At 57.9% G+C, this 18578-nt stretch carries 15 protein-coding genes, 6 tRNA genes and 1 pseudogene; 10 read left to right on the top strand and 12 right to left on the bottom strand.

The window, feature by feature from the left end:
- The first annotated feature begins 3 nt into the window (after positions 1-3).
- From V3314_RS07110 to V3314_RS07100, 3 genes are all read left to right on the top strand, one after another.
- Complete coding sequence (locus V3314_RS07110; RefSeq protein ID WP_338460067.1) at positions 4-1953, top strand: hypothetical protein; 1950 nt, start codon at positions 4-6, stop codon at positions 1951-1953.
- A gap of 386 nt (positions 1954-2339) precedes the next feature.
- A complete protein-coding gene (locus V3314_RS07105; protein ID WP_338460066.1) occupies positions 2340-3161 on the top strand; it encodes a hypothetical protein in 822 nt (273 codons plus the stop codon).
- Entirely contained in the window at positions 3158-4081 is a 924-nt protein-coding gene (locus tag V3314_RS07100) for a hypothetical protein (protein ID WP_338460065.1), read from the top strand. Before V3314_RS07105 ends, V3314_RS07100 begins: the two co-directional genes overlap by 4 nt.
- A gap of 189 nt (positions 4082-4270) precedes the next feature.
- Here V3314_RS07100 and V3314_RS07095 read toward each other — a convergent pair whose 3' ends face one another.
- The 5 genes and pseudogenes from V3314_RS07095 to V3314_RS07075 all read right to left on the bottom strand — a co-directional run bounded on the left by V3314_RS07095 (position 4271) and on the right by V3314_RS07075 (position 8467).
- A complete protein-coding gene (locus tag V3314_RS07095; protein WP_338460064.1) occupies positions 4271-4546 on the bottom strand; it encodes a hypothetical protein in 276 nt (91 codons plus the stop codon).
- Complete coding sequence (locus V3314_RS07090; RefSeq protein WP_338460063.1) at positions 4543-5523, bottom strand: integrase domain-containing protein; 981 nt, start codon at positions 5521-5523, stop codon at positions 4543-4545. The genes V3314_RS07095 and V3314_RS07090 overlap by 4 nt, the downstream gene beginning before the upstream one ends.
- A gap of 893 nt (positions 5524-6416) precedes the next feature.
- Positions 6417-7745: pseudogene (locus V3314_RS07085) on the bottom strand (integrase arm-type DNA-binding domain-containing protein).
- 164 nt (positions 7746-7909) lie between these two features.
- Positions 7910-7985, bottom strand: a tRNA-Thr gene (locus V3314_RS07080).
- A gap of 71 nt (positions 7986-8056) precedes the next feature.
- Positions 8057-8467, bottom strand: a complete 411-nt coding sequence (locus tag V3314_RS07075; RefSeq protein ID WP_322493345.1) for a pilin — start codon at positions 8465-8467, stop codon at positions 8057-8059.
- Between the two features lie 216 nt (positions 8468-8683).
- Between V3314_RS07075 and V3314_RS07070 the strand changes: the two genes are divergently transcribed.
- Genes V3314_RS07070 through yacG form a run of 4 tightly spaced genes read left to right on the top strand, consistent with a single transcriptional unit; the run spans position 8684 to position 11581 of the window.
- Positions 8684-9892 carry a type II secretion system F family protein gene (locus V3314_RS07070; protein ID WP_046616196.1) on the top strand — a complete coding sequence of 403 codons (1209 nt, stop codon included), beginning with the start codon at positions 8684-8686 and terminating at the stop codon, positions 9890-9892.
- Between the two features lie 2 nt (positions 9893-9894).
- A complete protein-coding gene (locus V3314_RS07065; RefSeq protein WP_338460062.1) occupies positions 9895-10761 on the top strand; it encodes an A24 family peptidase in 867 nt (288 codons plus the stop codon).
- Entirely contained in the window at positions 10761-11384 is a 624-nt protein-coding gene (gene coaE / locus V3314_RS07060) for a dephospho-CoA kinase (RefSeq protein ID WP_338460061.1), read from the top strand. Before V3314_RS07065 ends, coaE begins: the two co-directional genes overlap by 1 nt.
- Positions 11381-11581: a DNA gyrase inhibitor YacG gene (gene yacG, locus V3314_RS07055; protein ID WP_046616199.1), complete on the top strand. Its 201-nt coding sequence runs from the start codon at positions 11381-11383 to the stop codon at positions 11579-11581. The genes coaE and yacG overlap by 4 nt, the downstream gene beginning before the upstream one ends.
- 248 nt (positions 11582-11829) lie before the next feature.
- Here the strand turns inward: yacG and V3314_RS07050 are convergent, their stop codons facing one another.
- A complete protein-coding gene (locus tag V3314_RS07050; RefSeq protein ID WP_338460060.1) occupies positions 11830-12537 on the bottom strand; it encodes an energy-coupling factor ABC transporter permease in 708 nt (235 codons plus the stop codon).
- A gap of 133 nt (positions 12538-12670) precedes the next feature.
- On the opposite strand from V3314_RS07050, the gene V3314_RS07045 reads away from it, so the two are divergent.
- The 3 genes from V3314_RS07045 (at position 12671) to V3314_RS07035 (ending at position 14987) form a co-directional block, all read left to right on the top strand.
- On the top strand, positions 12671-13300 hold the full coding sequence (locus V3314_RS07045; RefSeq protein ID WP_013970766.1) for a DUF1780 domain-containing protein: 630 nt from the start codon (positions 12671-12673) through the stop codon (positions 13298-13300).
- A gap of 133 nt (positions 13301-13433) precedes the next feature.
- The gene (locus V3314_RS07040; RefSeq protein ID WP_013970765.1) at positions 13434-13607 is read left to right on the top strand and encodes a DUF3094 family protein; all 174 of its coding nucleotides are present in this window, start codon (positions 13434-13436) and stop codon (positions 13605-13607) included.
- An 84-nt stretch (positions 13608-13691) separates the two neighbouring features.
- Entirely contained in the window at positions 13692-14987 is a 1296-nt protein-coding gene (locus V3314_RS07035) for an NAD(P)/FAD-dependent oxidoreductase (protein ID WP_085626727.1), read from the top strand.
- 176 nt (positions 14988-15163) lie between these two features.
- Here the strand turns inward: V3314_RS07035 and V3314_RS07030 are convergent.
- The 6 genes from V3314_RS07030 to clpB form a co-directional block, all read right to left on the bottom strand.
- Positions 15164-15239, bottom strand: a tRNA-Lys gene (locus V3314_RS07030).
- 5 nt (positions 15240-15244) lie between these two features.
- Positions 15245-15321, bottom strand: a tRNA-Pro gene (locus V3314_RS07025).
- A gap of 47 nt (positions 15322-15368) precedes the next feature.
- Positions 15369-15444 (bottom strand) — tRNA-Lys (locus V3314_RS07020).
- A gap of 6 nt (positions 15445-15450) precedes the next feature.
- Positions 15451-15527: transfer RNA gene (locus tag V3314_RS07015), tRNA-Pro, on the bottom strand.
- A 4-nt stretch (positions 15528-15531) separates the two neighbouring features.
- Positions 15532-15607: transfer RNA gene (locus tag V3314_RS07010), tRNA-Asn, on the bottom strand.
- 395 nt (positions 15608-16002) lie between these two features.
- Positions 16003-18567: an ATP-dependent chaperone ClpB gene (clpB, locus tag V3314_RS07005; RefSeq protein ID WP_085601752.1), complete on the bottom strand. Its 2565-nt coding sequence runs from the start codon at positions 18565-18567 to the stop codon at positions 16003-16005.
- Between the last annotated feature and the right edge of the window lie 11 nt (positions 18568-18578).

Below are 18578 nucleotides of genomic sequence, written 5' to 3'. Positions count from 1 at the left end.
CTGATGTCCATGTTGCTCTACAACGCGGCCGGACAGCGGCTGAAGCTCTTGAAAGAGATAGGTAAAGGTGGCGAAGGGTCCGTCTATACCATTGAGGGTGTGAAACATCTGGTAGCGAAGGTCTACCACAAACCGCAAGACAGTGCGAAGCAATCCAAGCTCCGTCATATGGCCCATCAGCGGGATGAACAACTGCTCAAGTACACCGCGTGGCCACAGGACACTCTTCACGCCAAAGTCGGCGGGTCGGTAGTGGGCTTCGTGATGGCTAAGGTAGACGGTATGACGCCAATTCAAACCGTCTATAGCCCTGCCCATCGCAAGCAGGAGTATCCCCAACGTGCCTGGGACTTCCTACTTTTTGTGGCCAGGAATACAGCAGCTGCCTTCACCACGTTACATCAGCATGGAACAATTTTGGGGGATGTAAATCACGGGAATGCGTATGTTGGCCAAAACGCCGCTGTAACCCTGATCGACACCGACTCATACCAGCTAACTCAGGGAAGTCTCGTGCACCTTTGTGAAGTCGGAGTCTCCCACTTTACCCCCCCTGAGCTACAAGGAATGTCGTTCAATGGTCTCACTCGAACCACGAACCACGACGCCTTCGGCCTCGCGCTCCTAATCTTTCACCTACTATTTGGTGGAAGACATCCCTATGCAGGTGTGCCGCAGAAGGACAATGTGGGGGACTCACTAGAGGACAACATCAAGCATCTGCGCTTTGCCTACTCCAAGACAGCAAGTCAGCGACACCTGACAGCACCACCAAACTCCTTACCGTTGTCTTTAGTTCCCCCTGCCCTATCAAGCATGTTTGAGTCCGCCTTCACCGAAGAAGGCAGGAGCGGGAGGCGTCCGACGGCAAGACAATGGCTTGACGAGCTTGACAAGCTTCGCAATTCTCTGCGGAAATGCTCGAACAGTATGCACGTCTTTTCAAACCATCTGAATGCTTGCCCTTGGTGCGCACTTGAGGCATCGGGTGTGGTGTATTTCCTTTCGGCATCAGTTTTCACCGCTTCAGCGTCAGGCCATGCGCCGGTCAAAGTTGCAGACATTTGGCTCGCCATATCCAAGATCTCATCACCGGCGGACGTTGCCATACCTAACGCTAATCAGTTCAAGGGGAGCGTAAAAGGCAGACCACTTCCAGCAGGAATTATTAGCAGCCCGCTCCGCAAGTTCGGAATACTTGGCATCGTCGCTACGGCATTTATTAGCTTCAAAGCCCTCCAAGGACCACCGCTGCCATACATCATCATCGCTGGACTGCTCATTCTTGGTCTTTGGAATTACGGAGCAGCCGAGCTCAAAAACGAACGCAAGACTCGTTCAGACGCTCGTAACACTGCCCTGAAGCAGTGGAACAATGCAGTCGAGTCGATTAAGCGAGAGACGGATCCTCACTACTTCCACCAGAAACGAGACGCACTAGCGAAACTCAAAACCGAGTTCGACTCTCTCCCAACGCGTGAGCAAAATGACATCAGAGCTTTAAGTCAGAACATGGAGAGGCGGCAGCGGCAACGTTACTTAGAGGCCTTTTTCATTGATCGGGCGAATCTATCCGGCATAGGCCCAGCCAAGCGGGCAGCCCTCAGTAGCTTCGGTATAGAAACCGCGGCTGACGTAGAGTGGAACCGTGTTCGTCGGATAAAAGGTTTTGGCGAGGTACTTACGCGCACACTAGTAGATTGGAGAAAGGGGCTTGAACGGGGCTTCAAGTTCAACCCCACAGAGGCAGTCACTCAGAACGACATCAACAATGTTAGGCGAAATATTCAGAATCGTACCCGGGAGATCGAAGAGCAACTGCGTAAAGGCCTGACGGAACTTCAACAGTTCCCGACGCGGCAAGAGAATGCAGTTCGACACCATATGCCTATCGTTAAAAATGCCGCTCAGCAGCTCGCTCAGGCAGAAGCAGATCTATCCTGCTGCATATGACTTGAAATAGCCTTACGGGCGGCCTCGCTCCTACAGGGATCGCGCCAGCCTTTAAAAATAGGGCAAGATAGTTATTGCGAAAAGTCTTATGCAAAAGAGGGAGATTTGAGCGGGACACCGTGGTAGCGGACAATTTTCCTACCAGGCTGGGCTGACAGCACCCCGCAGCTCATCCGACTGAGCGGACGCACAGAGAACTGGGTCAACAATGCTTTATGAACAGCGCTGAAGGCGTAGGGCACGTGAATATTTGGTTAAAAAACAACCAGCCATAAACTGGCGGTTGAAAAACTTAGCCCCCCGCATCAAAAATAATGGCAAAGAAGCATCATTTTTGGCTAGGATATGCGGAGCAATACATAAAGCGTATGAATCAGGATGAAACGATGCTTAACACCGACACCGAGCTTTCAGCGTCAGAAAGCTCTAACAACGTGAATGATAAGTACTTCAAAATGATGATCGCGTCGGTCGATGAAGCTCCCCCCGTAATGCCATTGGTTCACACCTGTGATTGCTTCACGCTTAGAAACATAGTCAATTCAAAACTTTTAGAGCCAAGTCTCTGCCCTGTATTCAACGAAAATCTTGTTTACTATTTCTACGGCAGACCATCTTATCGACTTGGCGACAAAGGCTTGGCATTTAACACTTCTAGCGTTTATCCTGCATGCTTCATTATTGACCCCACTGAAGTGAATGTCCTTACCCGTATTTTTCCGTTCGATAGCGGCGCGTATGCAGCGGGACTATATGAAAAACATATACATAAAAAAGCAAAAAAAGAAGACTATCAATTCGAGACAAACTACGAATTTATCCAGAAATTTGTAAAGTTTTTTTACAACTCAAATAGCAATTATTTTGATGGCAAAACAACAATTCAGCGAAATGAAATACAGCCCTGCGCCTACGAACTTGAGAGCATTTACTCCCTTATAAATACTCCGAATGGCGAGCAATTCGACGATCGCTGCTACACCATCGAAATCCAATCAAGCGCCTCAACACAAATAGATGGAAAATCCTTACGTGCAATTGTCATACCAGACTCAATTGCTGCAGATGAAGTACTTGCATCTTTTTTGTACGACAATGAAATAGAAGCTATCACTTACACAACCACAAGGGTTGCACCCAGCCAACTAACACCATTAGTTATCGCTAAAGTAAGAGATTTCTACCTAAACAACGGTGTAATCCAGTGAGCAAAATCTTTATTTTACTTGGCTTCTCCACGCCTACAGAAAATTCGCCATCTTTCTCGACCCCAGTATTCAAGCAAGGCGAATCCCTCTATCTCCAGATCATTGATGAGCAAGAGCAGATCAGTGATTTTGAAAAAATCGAAAACATTGATATTGATGTCTATCAAGCCTCTTGCAACACCGAGTATACGATCGGGGACGAGGCAATCTATGCAATCCGAAATCATAAAAACCAACTAATCCAGCATAACAAAACCAATATGGATAAGTATCTAAAGGAAAACACTAGGCAATTTATTTCCTATCCATTTTTCTACAAGTCCGCCAGTGAGTTCAGCCATTTAGACTCACCTGAATTCCGAGGCTGCAGAAGCAATAAAGATTATCTTCTCTTGCAAATACTTTCCAATGCAGCCAAGGAGTTTATCAAGCCCACCAATAATAAAAAACTATTGCAGAATGGTAAAAACAAGGGAGACAAACAACTCCCCCCCTATGAGCCTGCACCTACTCAAATCAATAAAGCCTTTAACTTTTCACAAGAAAACCTCAGATCTAGTTACTTTGAAAAATTCATTTCTTTTGCCCAAAGCAAGCACCAGAAATTAGCTCGCGAGAAGGCGGTAATTGAGTCGCTCATTCTAAGTGCATACATATCACACATACTACCGGATGATATTGAAAACCTCGAAGCAGTTAGAAGCACCCTAATTAACATGCTAGAAAACTCAAAAACAGGCCTCTCACCAAAAACCTACGAAAGCGTTAAAATATCGCACCTGAAAAGAAAAAAAAGACACAATCCGCATATAAAATTAATACCAAGAAAAATCGTTGACCAGAACTCTGACGGACTATCACTTATAATTTTTATCACTACCACAATCAACCACTTCAAATCAGAACACAAAGTCCAATAAAAGTAGTTTGACAATACACCTAGTATTGTTAGACTTGAGTTTCGACCCAAAAGTGCGACACGAATTTGAATGATTTACTGACAGATCAGCAGCCTGTCCATTTTCTGCTTTTGGCCGTTAGCTGCCCACCGCCAAGGACAGCTTGGGATCGATTGCTATCAGTCGTGCCTATCAAAATCAGATTCTCGCTCAGAAGTTGAACATCCATGTTTTTTGTAAACGACGAGCGAGCAGCCGCGCAGTCAGAAGATAGTAATATCGCGTCACCTCGCTACGTCGATCCAAGCGATGCTCAAGAAACCAAATCACATGTTTTCTCTGCCAGGCCCAAAGTGTCTCTCGCTGCCAGCGCTCTGCAATTTCAGCTTGGATAAGCGTTGCCTGCCGCACATGGCGTCGCCGAGTCGCGTGCGAGCCGGTCAGCACGGCCGCTAAAAACAACTCCATATCGAATGGCTTGCTCATGTCCGTCCTCCAATGTAGGCCGCGACCACGTCGATCCGACCGTGCCCAAGCTCATAGCTGATTTGCCTTCGGGCCTCACGATCAAGGGACCGACCCATCTGGCAACATTGGCCGCCGTTGATAGGTACGCGGTGTTGGGTGATTTGCTCGTAGCGCTCACATGCATACGCCGCCCGCAGCTCATGGAAACCTTTGAGGTTGTTTGCATGTAGGATGTCCCGCGCGGGGCGGACGATTTCCTGCAAAACGCTCCGGTAGCTTTCGTTAGGAGCAATCAGGTTACGGCCACACGCAGGCGATACCTGCTCTGCAAATCCAAGCGCGCTCTGAATGTGGTCATCCACCGTAATCCAACGTGGGGCAGATGCACCGCCACGACCGCCTTTGGTGCCGTCCTGGATGTTGATCTTGCCGAAGTCTTTCGCCTCGAGGCTGAGCCGTGGCAAGTCAGCCAAGATGGCCTCGCGCAGGCGCATACCGGTAGCTCTCACCAGCAGAACGATCGCGGCGGCTCGAAGCTGATGGTGGCGGCAAAGCGTATCAACGATTTGCTTAACCTGTTCGCGGTCTTGGCCCTGCGGCACCGACTGGCGAACCCCGCTGCGCTGCATACCCAGCGCCTTGCTCGGGCTTGGTAATTTCACGCACTGATCGCCGCGAAGTGCGGCCATGGTTCTGTTAACGCTGGAAAGCCGATTTTGCGCGGTGCTGACGGCAAGATCACCGCGCCCGACCACTTCGCGCAGATACGCCGCATAGTCCGCCAATACCTTCCGATCAATCTGCCGCGCATCATTGATACCAGGCCCCTGTTCGGAGCGGCACCACTTTACGAATGCCTGCCACCGATCACAGTGTGCCTTCACCGTGCCGTAGTGGTCGCTGCCGAACATGTCTTTCAACGCCTGCGGCCCTGCATAGCGCAGTTGCCTGCCGTAACCGAAATTGCGGCCATCGCGTCTGCCCACCAATGCCATGTTGGTCTCCTCATCGTTCGCTCTCCGATCCTCGCCCCACGTCATCCCGCCAAGAATGCTGAGTGTTATCAGGGATCAAGGCCCCTGCGACCAGTGGGGAATGTCCTCTACGCGGGACTGGCGGCTCCTTACGACCGGGAGCAAGGGCATCTCATGATCTGACCTCCTGAGCACCGTTACCGGTGGGCGAGTGGAGGCTGTACTGGCGGACGAGGCCAGCGCCGCGAGATCCTGAGCCGGGTGGAAGCAGCACTGCGATGACCGGGGCATGCCTGACTGTCAGTCAGGTGCAGTCCACTCCCTGGTCTGCGGCACCATCATCTGCATGGCTGTTGCTGGTGAAATCGGCGTTTGTCACGCCAATTGTCACGAAGGGAAGTGCCGCTGAGCCATATGCGATCAGGGCTGCAGCAGTGTCAGGAGCGCCCGTCTCTTTCCAGGAGAAAGAGAGGGGCGCAGGTTGGCGCAAGATTCGGCCAAGCGAATAGGTTGCTGCAGGGCAGCGAAGTAGGAGGTGTTGTCTGGCGCACGAGGACCATGATCTGAAGTAGGCATCCATCACCGGGAGGTGACCGGGCGAGCTGCCGGATGCGAATCGCCATTTGGGGGAGAACCACCGCGAGAGCGGCGTGACCTTCAAGGTCCGGGTCACCTGGGTTGCGACAGCGCTTGCACGTCCAGTTCTACGCCTGTGGATAAACCCGGTCAAGGGTCGAAATTCCGGGCTGTTGAGGATCGGAAAAGCGGTTATCCACCGGTGGGATTCCGTGGTAAACCCCGGACAACGTCGTGGCTTTTAGCTTTTCAAAGTGAGGTCCATCCAAACAGGGCGGCTTTGCAGCCCTGTTTGGATGGACCCGCGTGAAAGAGCAGCCAGCGCCAATCTTGCAGGCTCACCCGCTATTGAATGCGCCATGGCCATTCGGCAAGGCGGTGACGTTGTCGCCTACCGGGTGGGCAAACTCATGCGGGGTGACATGGCCCGATCTGTTGGCATCGATGTAGTTACTCCACCAAGCCATGATCAACCGGCGCTGCTCCAAAAATTGTGCCTTATGGATGTACGCAGCGCGCACGCGGTTACGTTCCTGATGACTCATCTGCCGCTCAATCGCCGCATCCGTCCACAGCCCTGATTCGAGCAAGGCGCTACAAGCCATGGTCCTGAAACCATGCCCGCAGACGTCCTTGGTGGTGTCGTACCCCATATTGCGCAGCACTTGGTTAACCGTGTTCTCCGACAAGGGCTTCCAGTACCTGTGATCACCGGGCAAAACCAGTTCAGAGAAGCGATTCAAGCTGCGCAGCCGTTCAAGGATCTTCGATGACTTGAGGCGACAGCGGCACTATCTGAATGTCACCACTCATCTTGGTCCCGCGTGTGGAATAGCGGGCGCCTTCAATCGGCTTACGGGTATCGGGGATCTCCCACATCGCCCGTTGCAGGTCGAATTCATCCCACCGTGCAAAGCGCAGCTCGCTGGACCGCACGAATACATGCAGCGTCAGCAGCACTGCGAGCCGGGTCAGTTCGCGACCGGTGTAGTTGTCGATTCGATCCAACAGTTCAGGAAGGCGGTTTAGCGAGAGTGCAGGACGGTGCACGGTGCGCGGCGCTTGAATCGAGCCAACCAGATCGAGCGCCGGGTTTTGAGTGATCTGCCGCGCCCGCTTCGCACCCCGCATAATCGTGGATAGGTAGTTCTGCACACGCAGCGCAACATCCATGGTGCCGCGATCCTTGATTCGCTGGGTAACCTCAAGCAGATCGTGGGTGTCGAGTTCGGCGATGGGCCGCTGGCCAATCAGTGGAAACACATGGGTGCGCAACCTGCTCAGCACCGTCTTGGCGTGGCCCTCGGTCCAGCGCCGGGACATTTCGACGTGCCACTCCAGGACAACGTTTTCAAAGAGAAGGCTCGCCCGCTGGGCTGCGATCTTGGCCTTCTGCTTTTCTTCCATCGGATCAAGATTGTCTAGCAACAGAGCCTTGGCCTCATCGCGCTTGGTCCTTGCGACGGCCAACGAGACGATGGGGTACTTGCCGATAATTAGCGTGCCTTCCTTGCCGTTGGGTTTGAAATACCGCAGCCGCCAAGTCTTCGAGCCACTGGGCTGACGTACAGGTACATGCCCCCGCCATCGAACAGTTTGTAGGCGCGATCACGCGGTTTGGCCGTGCGCCATTTGAGGTCGCTGAGCGGAGTGGCTAGGCGTGGCATAGGGGTACGTTCTCCATTCAGGAAAGACGCTTTACCCCAAAAATACCCCCGGCTATTGGGGATTTTGTTGGTTCCCGACGGAGGGCCGTGGAAAAGAAAAACCGGCCAGAAGGCCGGTTTAGAGGGCTTACAAAGCATTCAGCGGAATGCAGTGGAGCTGGATGTGGTGCCGGAGACAGGAATCGAACCTGCGACCTTCGCGTTACGAGTGCGCTGCTCTACCGACTGAGCTACACCGGCGTGTAGCGCAACGTACCACTGCTCGCACCCGTTACGCAAACCCCTGTTTCCGCTAGTTTATTGCCCCACCCTCAAGGCGCCTTGCACCCCTTCGGCGCCAGGTCTTCTTCAATGTCGGTAGTGCACACCCACCCGCTAGCCGAACGCGTCAGGGTCAGTGCCTTGCCCAGCACAGTAGCCGGCGCATCCACCAGCGTGCAAACGATGCTCCCGCTGCCATCCGCCGCCTTGCCGCTAGCCGTGATCGCACAGTGTGCCGTCGCCGGCTGGCCACCCAACGCGGCCACATCCGCCACATCCTTCCCGTCATTCAACCGCAGGTCCATCGCCGTCTTCAGCGCGCTGATCTCCAGCAATCCGGCCGCGGCCTTGGAGCGTGACTGGTGGTTGGTGTACATCGGTAAGGCGATGGTCGCCAGAATGCCGATGATCGCGACGACGATCATCAGTTCGATCAGGGTGATACCGCGTTGCCCTTTCATGAACGTTTTCCTTTTTGATACGCGTACTCGTTGAGGTCAGGCTCGACCCCGGCTGGCAGCGGCGCAGTAGGCCTGAACAGACACCTTTTGTCACCCCTGCCCGCTTGGGCGTCGTCTTCGCTGAACTACTCTAGTGAGCATCTCGGACGCACGCCCTTGCATGGGCGCGGCAAGCTGTTTCCAGGCTTGTCGCACGGGCAGAAAAAGGACCTTTGCATGACCCAATCCACACTCCTCTACACCTGGCACGGCACCGACGCCAACGGCGCGCCGGTCAGCGGGCAAACGTCCGGGCGCAGCCCGGCCTATGTGCGTGCCGGGCTTATCCGCCAGGGCATCAAGGTGGCCAGTTTGCGGCCTGCCGGTGGGCTGACGTTCAGTTTGCCGAAACGGCGGGCAAAGGCCGACCCGGCGGGGTTCAGCCGGCAGCTGGCGACCTTGCTCAAGGCCGGGGTGCCGCTGCTGCAGGCGTTCGAGGTGATGGGGCGCAGTGGCTGTGATGCGGCGCAGGCGGCATTGCTGGATAGGTTGAAACAGGATGTGGCCTCGGGCCTGGGCCTGGCGGATGCGTTGCAGCGCCACCCGGGGTGGTTCGATGCGTTGTACTGCAACCTGGTGCGGGTGGGGGAGCAGTCCGGCACGCTCGACAGGCAGCTGGACCAGCTGGCAGGCATGCTGGAGCAGCGTCGGGTGCTGCACAAGAAGGTGCGCAAGGCGATGATCTACCCGTTGCTGCTGTTGCTGACGGGGCTGGGGGTGTCGGCGATCCTGTTGCTGGAGGTGATACCGAAATTCGAGAGCATGTTCTCAGGCATGGGCGTGGCGTTGCCGGCATTTACCCAATGGGTGATCGACTTGTCCACAGGGCTGAGCCGGTTTGCGCCGTTGTTGCTGCTGATGGGCTTGGTCCTGGGCTTTGCCATGCGCAAGGTCTACCGGCAGCACGCGCCAGCGCGCCTGTGGATATCTCACCGGGTGCTGGGCTTGCCGGTGTTCGGCTCGCTGCTGGGGCAGGCGGCGCTGGCGCGGTTTGCGCGTAGCCTGGCAACGTCCTACTCCGCCGGGGTGCCGTTGCTGGATGCGCTGGGCACGGTGGCCAGGGTCAGTGGCGGCGACCTGCATGAACAGGCGGTGTTGCGGCTGCGCCAGGGCATGGCCAATGGGCAGGGGCTGCACCAGGCGATGGCCGCTGAGCCGCTGTTTCCGCCGCTGCTGGTGCAACTGACGGCCATCGGGGAGTCCAGTGGCACGCTGGACCAGATGCTGGAAAAAGCCGCCAGCCATTACGAGGAACAGGTCAGCCAGGCGCTGGACCAGTTGACCAGCCTGCTGGAGCCGGCCATCGTGCTGGTCCTGGGCCTGCTGGTGGGCGGCCTGGTGGTGGCGATGTACCTGCCGATCTTCCAGTTGGGTAGCTTGATCTGAACATGACTTTATGGACTTTGCTGGCTGAGCAGCCAGCGTACTTTCTCACCCTGACCACGGTGCTCGGCCTGCTAGTGGGCAGTTTTCTCAATGTGCTGGTGTACCGCCTGCCTATCATGCTGGAGCGGCAATGGCAGCGTGAGGCGCAGGAAATGCTGGAATTGCCGATCACGCCACACGAGCGTTTCGACCTGTGGCTACCTGCCTCGCGCTGCCCGCATTGTGCGCATCGGATTCGCGCGTGGGAGAACATTCCGGTCATCAGCTACCTGGCCTTGCGCGGGCGTTGTTCAGCCTGCAAAACCCGCATCAGCCCGCGCTACCCGTTGGTGGAGGTGGCCAGCGCGCTGCTGTCGCTGGTGGTGGCCTGGCGCTTTGGTGCTTCGCCCGAGGCCTTGCTGGCGCTGCCGCTGACCTGGTGCCTGCTGGCCCTGAGCCTGATCGATGCCGAGCACCAGTTGCTGCCGGATGCCCTGGTGCTGCCGATGCTGTGGCTGGGGCTGATCGTCAACGCCTTTGGCCTCTACATCCCGCTGACCAGCGCGCTGTGGGGTGCGGTGGCTGGGTACCTCAGCCTTTGGACGGTGTATTGGCTGTTCAAGCTGGTCACTGGCAAGGAAGGCATGGGCTATGGCGACTTCAAGCTGATGGCGCTGATCGGGGCCTGGGGTGGCTGGCAGGTGTTGCCGTTGACCCTGCTGCTGTCGTCGGTGGTGGGGGCGCTGGCGGGGCTGTGCCTGCTGCGTCTGCGCCGGCATGCAATGGGCACGGCGATCCCGTTCGGCCCTTATCTGGCGATTGCGGGGTGGATTGCTGTGCTCTGGGGTGATGAAATATACGTTTCATACACACAACTGCTTGGATTCTAATGACCACTGCGGCCTTTACCCCCTGGATTCTCGGCCTGACCGGCGGCATTGGTAGCGGCAAGAGCGCCGCTGCCGAGCGCTTCGTCGAGCTTGGCGTGCACCTGGTCGATGCAGACCAGGCGGCGCGTTGGGTTGTCGAGCCTGGCCGCCCTGCCCTGGCCAGCATCGTCGAGCGCTTTGGCGCCGGTGTGCTGCAGGCGGACGGTCAACTCGATCGTGCGGCCCTGCGCCAGCTGATCTTCGCCGACACGGCGCAGCGCAAATGGCTGGAGCAATTGCTGCACCCGCTGATCGGGCAGGAGATTTTCAGCTACCTGGCCAAGGCGGAATCGCCGTATGCGGTGTATGTGTCACCGCTGCTGATCGAGTCTGGCCAGTACCAGAAGACCCAGCGGGTGCTGGTGATCGATGCGCCGCAGGAACTGCAGGTGGCACGTACCCTGGCGCGTGACAACACTAGCGCCGAGCAGGTGCAGGCCATTCTCAAGGCCCAGCTGGCCCGTGAGGAGCGCCTGCGCCATGCCGATGATGTGGTGGTCAATAACGGCGACCTGGCCGCGCTGCATGAGCAGATTGACCGCCTGCACCACTTTTACCTGACTTTACGAGGAGGCCAGCCATGAGCCAGCCATTGACCGTCGATTGCCCGACCTGTGGCGCACCTGTGGAATGGAACGAGAAAAGCCCGTTCCGGCCGTTCTGTTCGGACCGTTGCAAGCTGATCGACCTGGGGGCCTGGGCGGCGGAGGAGCACAAGATTCCGGGGGCAGAAGACTCCGAGGATGAACTGTATTCGGGGGACCTGGAGCCGCGGCATTGAGCCGATAGCAAGGTGTCTTTGCGGGCCTCTTCGCGGGCATACCCGCCCCCATAGAACAACACATGAATCATTGATTTTGCAGGGTTCTGTGGGAGCGGGCATGCCCGCGAAACGGCCAACGCGGTGTATGGCACCGGCTCCGCCGGTGTTCGCGGGCACGCCCGCTCCCACAAGGGACAGTGAACGCTCTTGAACATTGTTCCCTGTGCGACAGCGCAGCCCGAAGGGCTGGGTAATCTCCCACACAATCACCGCTCACCCTCCTTCCACGGTGCCTGCAGATACCGCGTGCGGTTGAAGGTTTCCAGCCACTCCGGGCAAAACACCACCAGCGCGCTGATTACCGTGCCATTGATGAACGCTTCGGGGAACATCATCAGCCACAAGTAGCCGACAAAATCGCTGAGCCACTCCGGCATGGCGAAGCGCTCGTCAAGCCACAACAGCCCCAGCGCGGTCGACAGGCAGGCCAGCACGGTCAGTGCCGCCGGGAAGAACCCTGAACAGAAGATATACACAAACAGGTTCCGCGGCTGGGCACGCTCGACGCCTATCGCGCACGCCTCGGCTATCAGTACCGGCAGGCCAACCAGCAACAAGCCATTCACCCCTAGCGCCGCCAGGTCCTGACGCCCCAGCGCCAGCAATCCGAGCTGGGCCATGAACCCACCCAGCACCGCCAGCGGCCAGTCCAGCAACAGCGTGACCGCCGTCATGCCTATGAAGTGGTACGACACACCGGTATCGAAATCGCGCCGCACCAACCATAAGGCAAGCAGGCAGAACACCGTACCAAACAGCAGATGCTGGCGGCGTCGGTCAGTGAACAGCTCAACCCAGCGCACCTGGCTGACCGCCCAGATCAGCAACGGCACATATCCCAGCCAGCCAAGCGTAAGGGTGGTGCCGGACAACACCTGCGCGCTGATCACCTGACGAATGCCCCTTGCAGCCATGTGGATAACGCCGAGTCTACACCCATTCTGCGTTTCATCTGGCGGGGCTAGCGCAACAGTGCGCCGGTACCGGGCTGATTTCTGCGCACAAACAGCATCTTATCGTCATCGATTAGCGGCTAAGCTTGTCTGCATGGATGACTCAGACTACCTGCGCCTGCTTACCATCCAGGCGGAACAAGCCAATGCCTTTCTCTCCAACGCCCGCAAGTGGGAGCGGGAGCGTTGGGTGTGCCAACGCCTGTTGCAGGGGCTGAACATCCCCTACCGCAGCGAGGACTTCACCCCGGCCGGGCAGGAGCCGCCAGACGTACTGTTCCGCGACGCGGCGTTCGAGGTGTTTTTCGTGCTCGACGAGGGCCGCCGGCTGAACGATGAATGGCGCGAAGAACTGCAGCGCCGGCGCAGTGCATTCTCCCTGGCGCAGCTTGTACGCCGCGAGGCGCGCCCACGGCGCATCAGTGCCACCGAGCTGCTGGGGCGGCTGGCGCCGACCTTGCGCAAGAAAGCGCACAACTACCGGGAACGCGGGCTGGAGCTGAACGAACTGGACATCATTGCCTTCGCCAGCCTCAAGCGCGAAGTGCTGGACCTCAACACCCACTTCCCGCCGCCTACCGAATACCTGCGTCAGGGCTGGCGCTCACTGTCACTGGTCGGGCCGACGTTTGCCCGGGTGCTGTTTGCCCATCCCGACGCGCCGGACTTCCTGCGCGGCAACCTGGGCCGCAGCATTGTCTTCGACGTGGGCATCAGTCTTTGATCCAGTGCAGCGAATGTTTGCGATGGCGTACACTCGGCGCCAGATATAGAAAGCATTATCATTTGTTTCAAGCGCTTGCGTGAACACTGTAGCGTTTACGCAGTCACAAACGTCTACCTGACGAGGCCCTACCATGACCAGCCGCCTGAATCCGGAAGATCAGCGTCGTGTCGATGAGTATCTGCGAGCCCCCCAGCACCAAGTAGAGCGCAGGCCCTTCCGGCCGTGGCTGCTCCTTGTGCTGGTGGTGGCCGTGACCATCGGGTTGGGTCTCATCAGCCGCCTGCTCAGTGGACTGGTGCTATGAGCTGCTTTGCGCTCGCCCTCCCCTCGTGCAGTTTGCGGCCGGCCCCCGGGGCCACGAATTCCGTAAACCTTATGAGATATCCCCATGACTCATCGCATCGTGATTGTCGGCGGCGGCGCCGGCGGCCTGGAACTGGCGACCCGCCTGGGTAAAAGCCTGGGCAAGCGCAAGCAGGCCGAAATCACCCTGGTCGACGCCAACCTCACGCACATCTGGAAACCGCTGCTGCACGAAGTAGCCGCCGGCTCGCTGAACTCCTCGGAAGACGAACTGAACTACGTGGCCCAGGCCAAGTGGAACCACTTCAACTTCCAGCTGGGGCGCATGAGCGGCCTGGACCGTGAAGGCAAACAGATTCAACTGGCCGCCACCCTCGACGAAGAGGGGCGCGAGCTGCTGCCTGCGCGCACCCTGGGCTATGACACCCTGGTCATTGCCGTGGGTTCCAACACCAACGACTTCGGCACCCTGGGCGCTGCGCAGCATTGCCTGTTCCTCGACACCCGCAAGCAGGCCGAGCGTTTCCACCAGCAGTTGCTCAACCACTACCTGCGTGCCCATGCCGGTGATGTGGCCAGCGAAAAAATCAGCGTGGCCATCGTCGGCGCCGGTGCCACCGGTGTGGAGCTGGCAGCCGAGCTGCACCACGCGGCGCACGAACTGGCGGCCTATGGCCTGGACCGCATCCAGCCCAAGGACATGCACATCACCCTTATCGAGGCGGGCCCGCGCGTTTTGCCGGCGCTGCCAGAGCGCATCAGCGTGCCGGTGCACAAGACCCTGGAAAAGCTCGGGGTGAAGGTGATGACCAACGCCGCCGTCAGTGAAGTGACCGAGGATGGCCTGAAAACCAAGGACGGTGAAGTGATCCAGGCCAGCCTGAAGGTGTGGGCGGCCGGTATCCGTGCACCGGGTTTCCTCAAGGACATCGATGGCCTGGAAACCAACCGCATCAACCAGCTGGTGGTACGCCCTACCCTGCAGACCACCCGCGACGACAACATCTTTGCCTTCGGTGACTGTGCCGCCTGCCCGCAACCGGGTAGCGACCGCAACGTTCCGCCACGTGCCCAGGCGGCGCACCAGCAGGCTTCGATGCTGGCGCAGAGTTTGAAGGCGCGGCTGGAGAACAAGGCGCTGCCGACCTATGAGTACAAGGACTACGGTTCGCTTGTGTCGCTGTCACGCTTCTCGGCGGTGGGCAACCTGATGGGTAACCTGATGGGCAGCGTGAAGCTTGAAGGGTGGCTGGCGCGGATGTTCTATGTGTCGCTGTACCGGATGCACCAGATGGCGTTGTACGGGTTCTTCCGTACGGCGTTGATGATGCTGGGTAGCAAGATTGGCCGGGGTACCGAGCCGCGCCTGAAACTGCACTGACCGACACCAGCATGCCCTGTGGGAGCGGGTTTACCCGCGAATGCGATGGTGAACCTGCTGCCGCATTCGCGGGTGAACCCGCTCCCACACAGGACTGTGTGGGCCCAAGAGCGCATTCTTGTGGGATAAATTCAACGCAAAAAAAGGGCATCTCATGCGAGATGCCCTTTTTTTCATGGTGGGTCGTGTAGGATTCGAACCTACGACCAATTGGTTAAAAGCCAACTGCTCTACCAACTGAGCTAACGACCCGGAAATGGTCGGGGTGAGGGGATTCGAACTCCTGACATCCTGCTCCCAAAGCAGGCGCGCTACCGGACTGCGCTACACCCCGTGATACTTAAAGAAAAAGGGCATCTCGCTTGAGATGCCCTTTTTACATGGTGGGTCGTGTAGGATTCGAACCTACGACCAATTGGTTAAAAGCCAACTGCTCTACCAACTGAGCTAACGACCCGGAAAATGGTCGGGGTGAGGGGATTCGAACTCCTGACATCCTGCTCCCAAAGCAGGCGCGCTACCGGACTGCGCTACACCCCGAGATTGGCTCCGCGACCTGGACTCGAACCAGGGACCCAATGATTAACAGTCATTTGCTCTACCGACTGAGCTATCGCGGAACTGAACTTCGGCACATCTTTACAGCTTCGAAGCTTGTGTTAGCTTCGGTCTCTTCGGCTATCCGCTTTCGCGTTGCAGCTGCTGAGGCCGGCTATTCTACATTCTTCGTTTTGCTTGTCAACCACTTTTTTTCATTCAACTTACTGATTTGTAAGTGTTTTGCGGTCACCGATGTTGCTGGTGATTCGCTTAGTGCCTGACAACGCGGCGTATATTAGGGGCACTCGTTTTTAGATGCAAGAAAAAATTTCAAAAATTTCAGCAAGTTATCCAGGAAGCCGGAAAGGCCCGGATTTGCTGGGGCTGTGAGGGCCTCTTCGCGGGTGAACCCGCTCCCACAGGTATTGCACAGGTAAAAAAAGCCCCGCAGATGCGGGGCTCATGGTGAAACAGATCAAGCGAAGACGATTTCGTCGCCTTCCACCTTGGCGGTAATCGCCGTCCCCGGCATGAACTTGCCTGCCAGGATCAACTGCGCCAACGGGTTTTCGATCCAGCGCTGGATGGCCCGCTTCAGCGGCCGAGCGCCGTACACCGGGTCGTAACCCACGGCAATCAGCTTGTCCAACGCCTCCGGGCTCAGGCTCAGCGACAGTTCGCGCTCCAGCAGGCGGCTGCGCAGGCGGCCCAGCTGGATTTCGGTAATGCCGGCAATCTGCTCGCGGCCCAGCGGCTCGAACACCACCACTTCGTCGATACGGTTGATGAACTCCGGACGGAAGTGCGAACCCACCGCATCCATCACCGCCGCACGCTGTGCCTCGCGGTCACCCACCAGTTCCTGGATCTGCGCCGAGCCCAGGTTGGAGGTCATCACGATCACGGTGTTGCGGAAGTCCACGGTGCGCCCGTGGCTGTCGGTCAGGCGGCCGTCTTCCAGCACCTGCAGCAGCACGTTGAACACATCCGGGTGGGCCTTCTCCACCTCGTCCAGCAGCACCACCGAGTATGGCTTGCGCCGTACCGCCTCGGTCAGGTAACCGCCCTCTTCATACCCGACATAGCCTGGCGGGGCGCCGATCAGGCGAGCCACGGAATGCTTCTCCATGAACTCGGACATGTCGATGCGCACCATCGCCTCTTCGGTGTCGAACAGGAACTCGGCCAGCGCCTTGCACAGCTCGGTCTTGCCCACGCCGGTCGGGCCAAGGAACATGAACGAGCCACTCGGCCGGTTCGGGTCGGACAGCCCGGCACGCGAACGACGCACGGCGTTGGCCACCGCGGTTACCGCCTCGCCCTGGCCGATCACGCGCTGGTGCAGCAGCTCTTCCATCTTCAGCAGCTTTTCACGCTCGCCTTCGAGCATCTTGGCTACCGGGATACCGGTCCACTTCGACACCACTTCGGCAATTTCTTCCTCGGTGACCTTGTTGCGCAGCAACTGGTTTTCGGTCTTGCCGTGCTGGTCGACCATCTGCAGGCTGCGCTCCAGGTCCGGGATCACCCCGTACTGCAGCTCGGCCATGCGGCTCAGGTCGCCTTTGCGACGGGCGGTCTCCAGCTCCTGGCGGGCCTGCTCGATCTTTTGCTGGATCTGCGCCGAGCCCTGCACCTCGGCCTTCTCGGAGGCCCAGATTTCTTCCAGGTCGGCGTACTCACGCTCCAACCGGTCGATTTCCTCGGTCAGCTTCTCCAGGCGTTTTTTCGCCGCTTCGTCTTCTTCCTTCTTCAGCGCCTGCGATTCCACCTTCAGCTGAATCAGGCGACGGTCGAGGCGGTCCAGCACTTCCGGCTTGGAGTCGATCTCCATGCGGATACGGCTGGCCGCTTCGTCGATCAGGTCGATGGCCTTGTCCGGCAGCTGGCGGTCGGTGATGTAGCGGTGGCTGAGCTTGGCCGCGGCAATGATGGCGCCGTCGGTGATGGCCACCTTGTGGTGCACTTCATAGCGCTCCTTCAGGCCACGCAGGATGGCGATGGTGTCTTCCTCGCTCGGCTCCTCGACCAGCACCTTCTGGAAGCGGCGCTCCAGGGCCGCGTCCTTCTCGATGAACTGGCGGTACTCGTTCAGCGTGGTGGCGCCAACGCAGTGCAGCTCGCCACGGGCCAAGGCCGGCTTGAGCATGTTGCCGGCATCCATTGCGCCCTCGCCTTTGCCGGCGCCGACCATGGTGTGCAGCTCGTCGATGAACAGGATGATCTGGCCTTCCTGCTTGGACAGCTCGTTCAGCAGGCCTTTGAGGCGCTCTTCGAACTCGCCGCGGTACTTGGCACCGGCAATCAGCGCGCCCATATCCAGCGCCAACAGGCGCTTGCCCTTGAGGCCGTCGGGCACTTCACCATTGATGATGCGCTGGGCCAGGCCTTCGGCGATGGCGGTTTTACCTACGCCTGGCTCACCGATCAGCACCGGGTTGTTCTTGGTACGACGTTGCAGTACCTGCACGGTACGGCGGATTTCGTCGTCACGGCCGATCACCGGGTCCAGCTTGCCTTCTTCGGCACGCTTGGTCAGGTCGACGGTGTATTTGTCCAGCGCCTGGCGCGATTCCTCGGCGTTGGCGTCGTTGACGGCCGCGCCGCCGCGCAGGTTGTTGATGGCATTTTCCAAGGCCTTCTTGGTCACGCCCTGGCTCAACAACAGCTTGCCGAGCTTGCTGTTCTCGTCCATGGCGGCCAGCAGCACCAGCTCGCTCGAAATGAACTGGTCACCCTTCTGCTGTGCCAGGCGGTCAGCCTGATTGAGCAGGCGCGCAAGGTCCTGCGACATGTTCACGTCGCCGGTGGGGTTCTGGATTTTCGGCAACTGGTCGAGTTCTTTCACCAGTGCCTGGCGCAGGCTGTTGATGTCGAAGCCTACCTGCATCAGCAGCGGCTTGATCGAGCCGCCCTGCTGCTCGAGCAGTGCCTGCAACAGGTGCACGGGCTCGATGGCAGGGTGATCCATGCCAACGGCCAGGGATTGGGCATCGGATATTGCAAGCTGCAGCTTGCTGGTCAAACGGTCTATTCGCATGGGGGTACCTT

It is taken from the genome of Pseudomonas sp. TE3-3-F2023, assembly GCF_036784815.1.
GTDB classification, from domain to species: domain Bacteria; phylum Pseudomonadota; class Gammaproteobacteria; order Pseudomonadales; family Pseudomonadaceae; genus Aquipseudomonas; species Aquipseudomonas pudica.
Note: the sequence above shows the minus strand (reverse complement) of the source record. Positions and strands in the feature narration are given on the sequence as shown.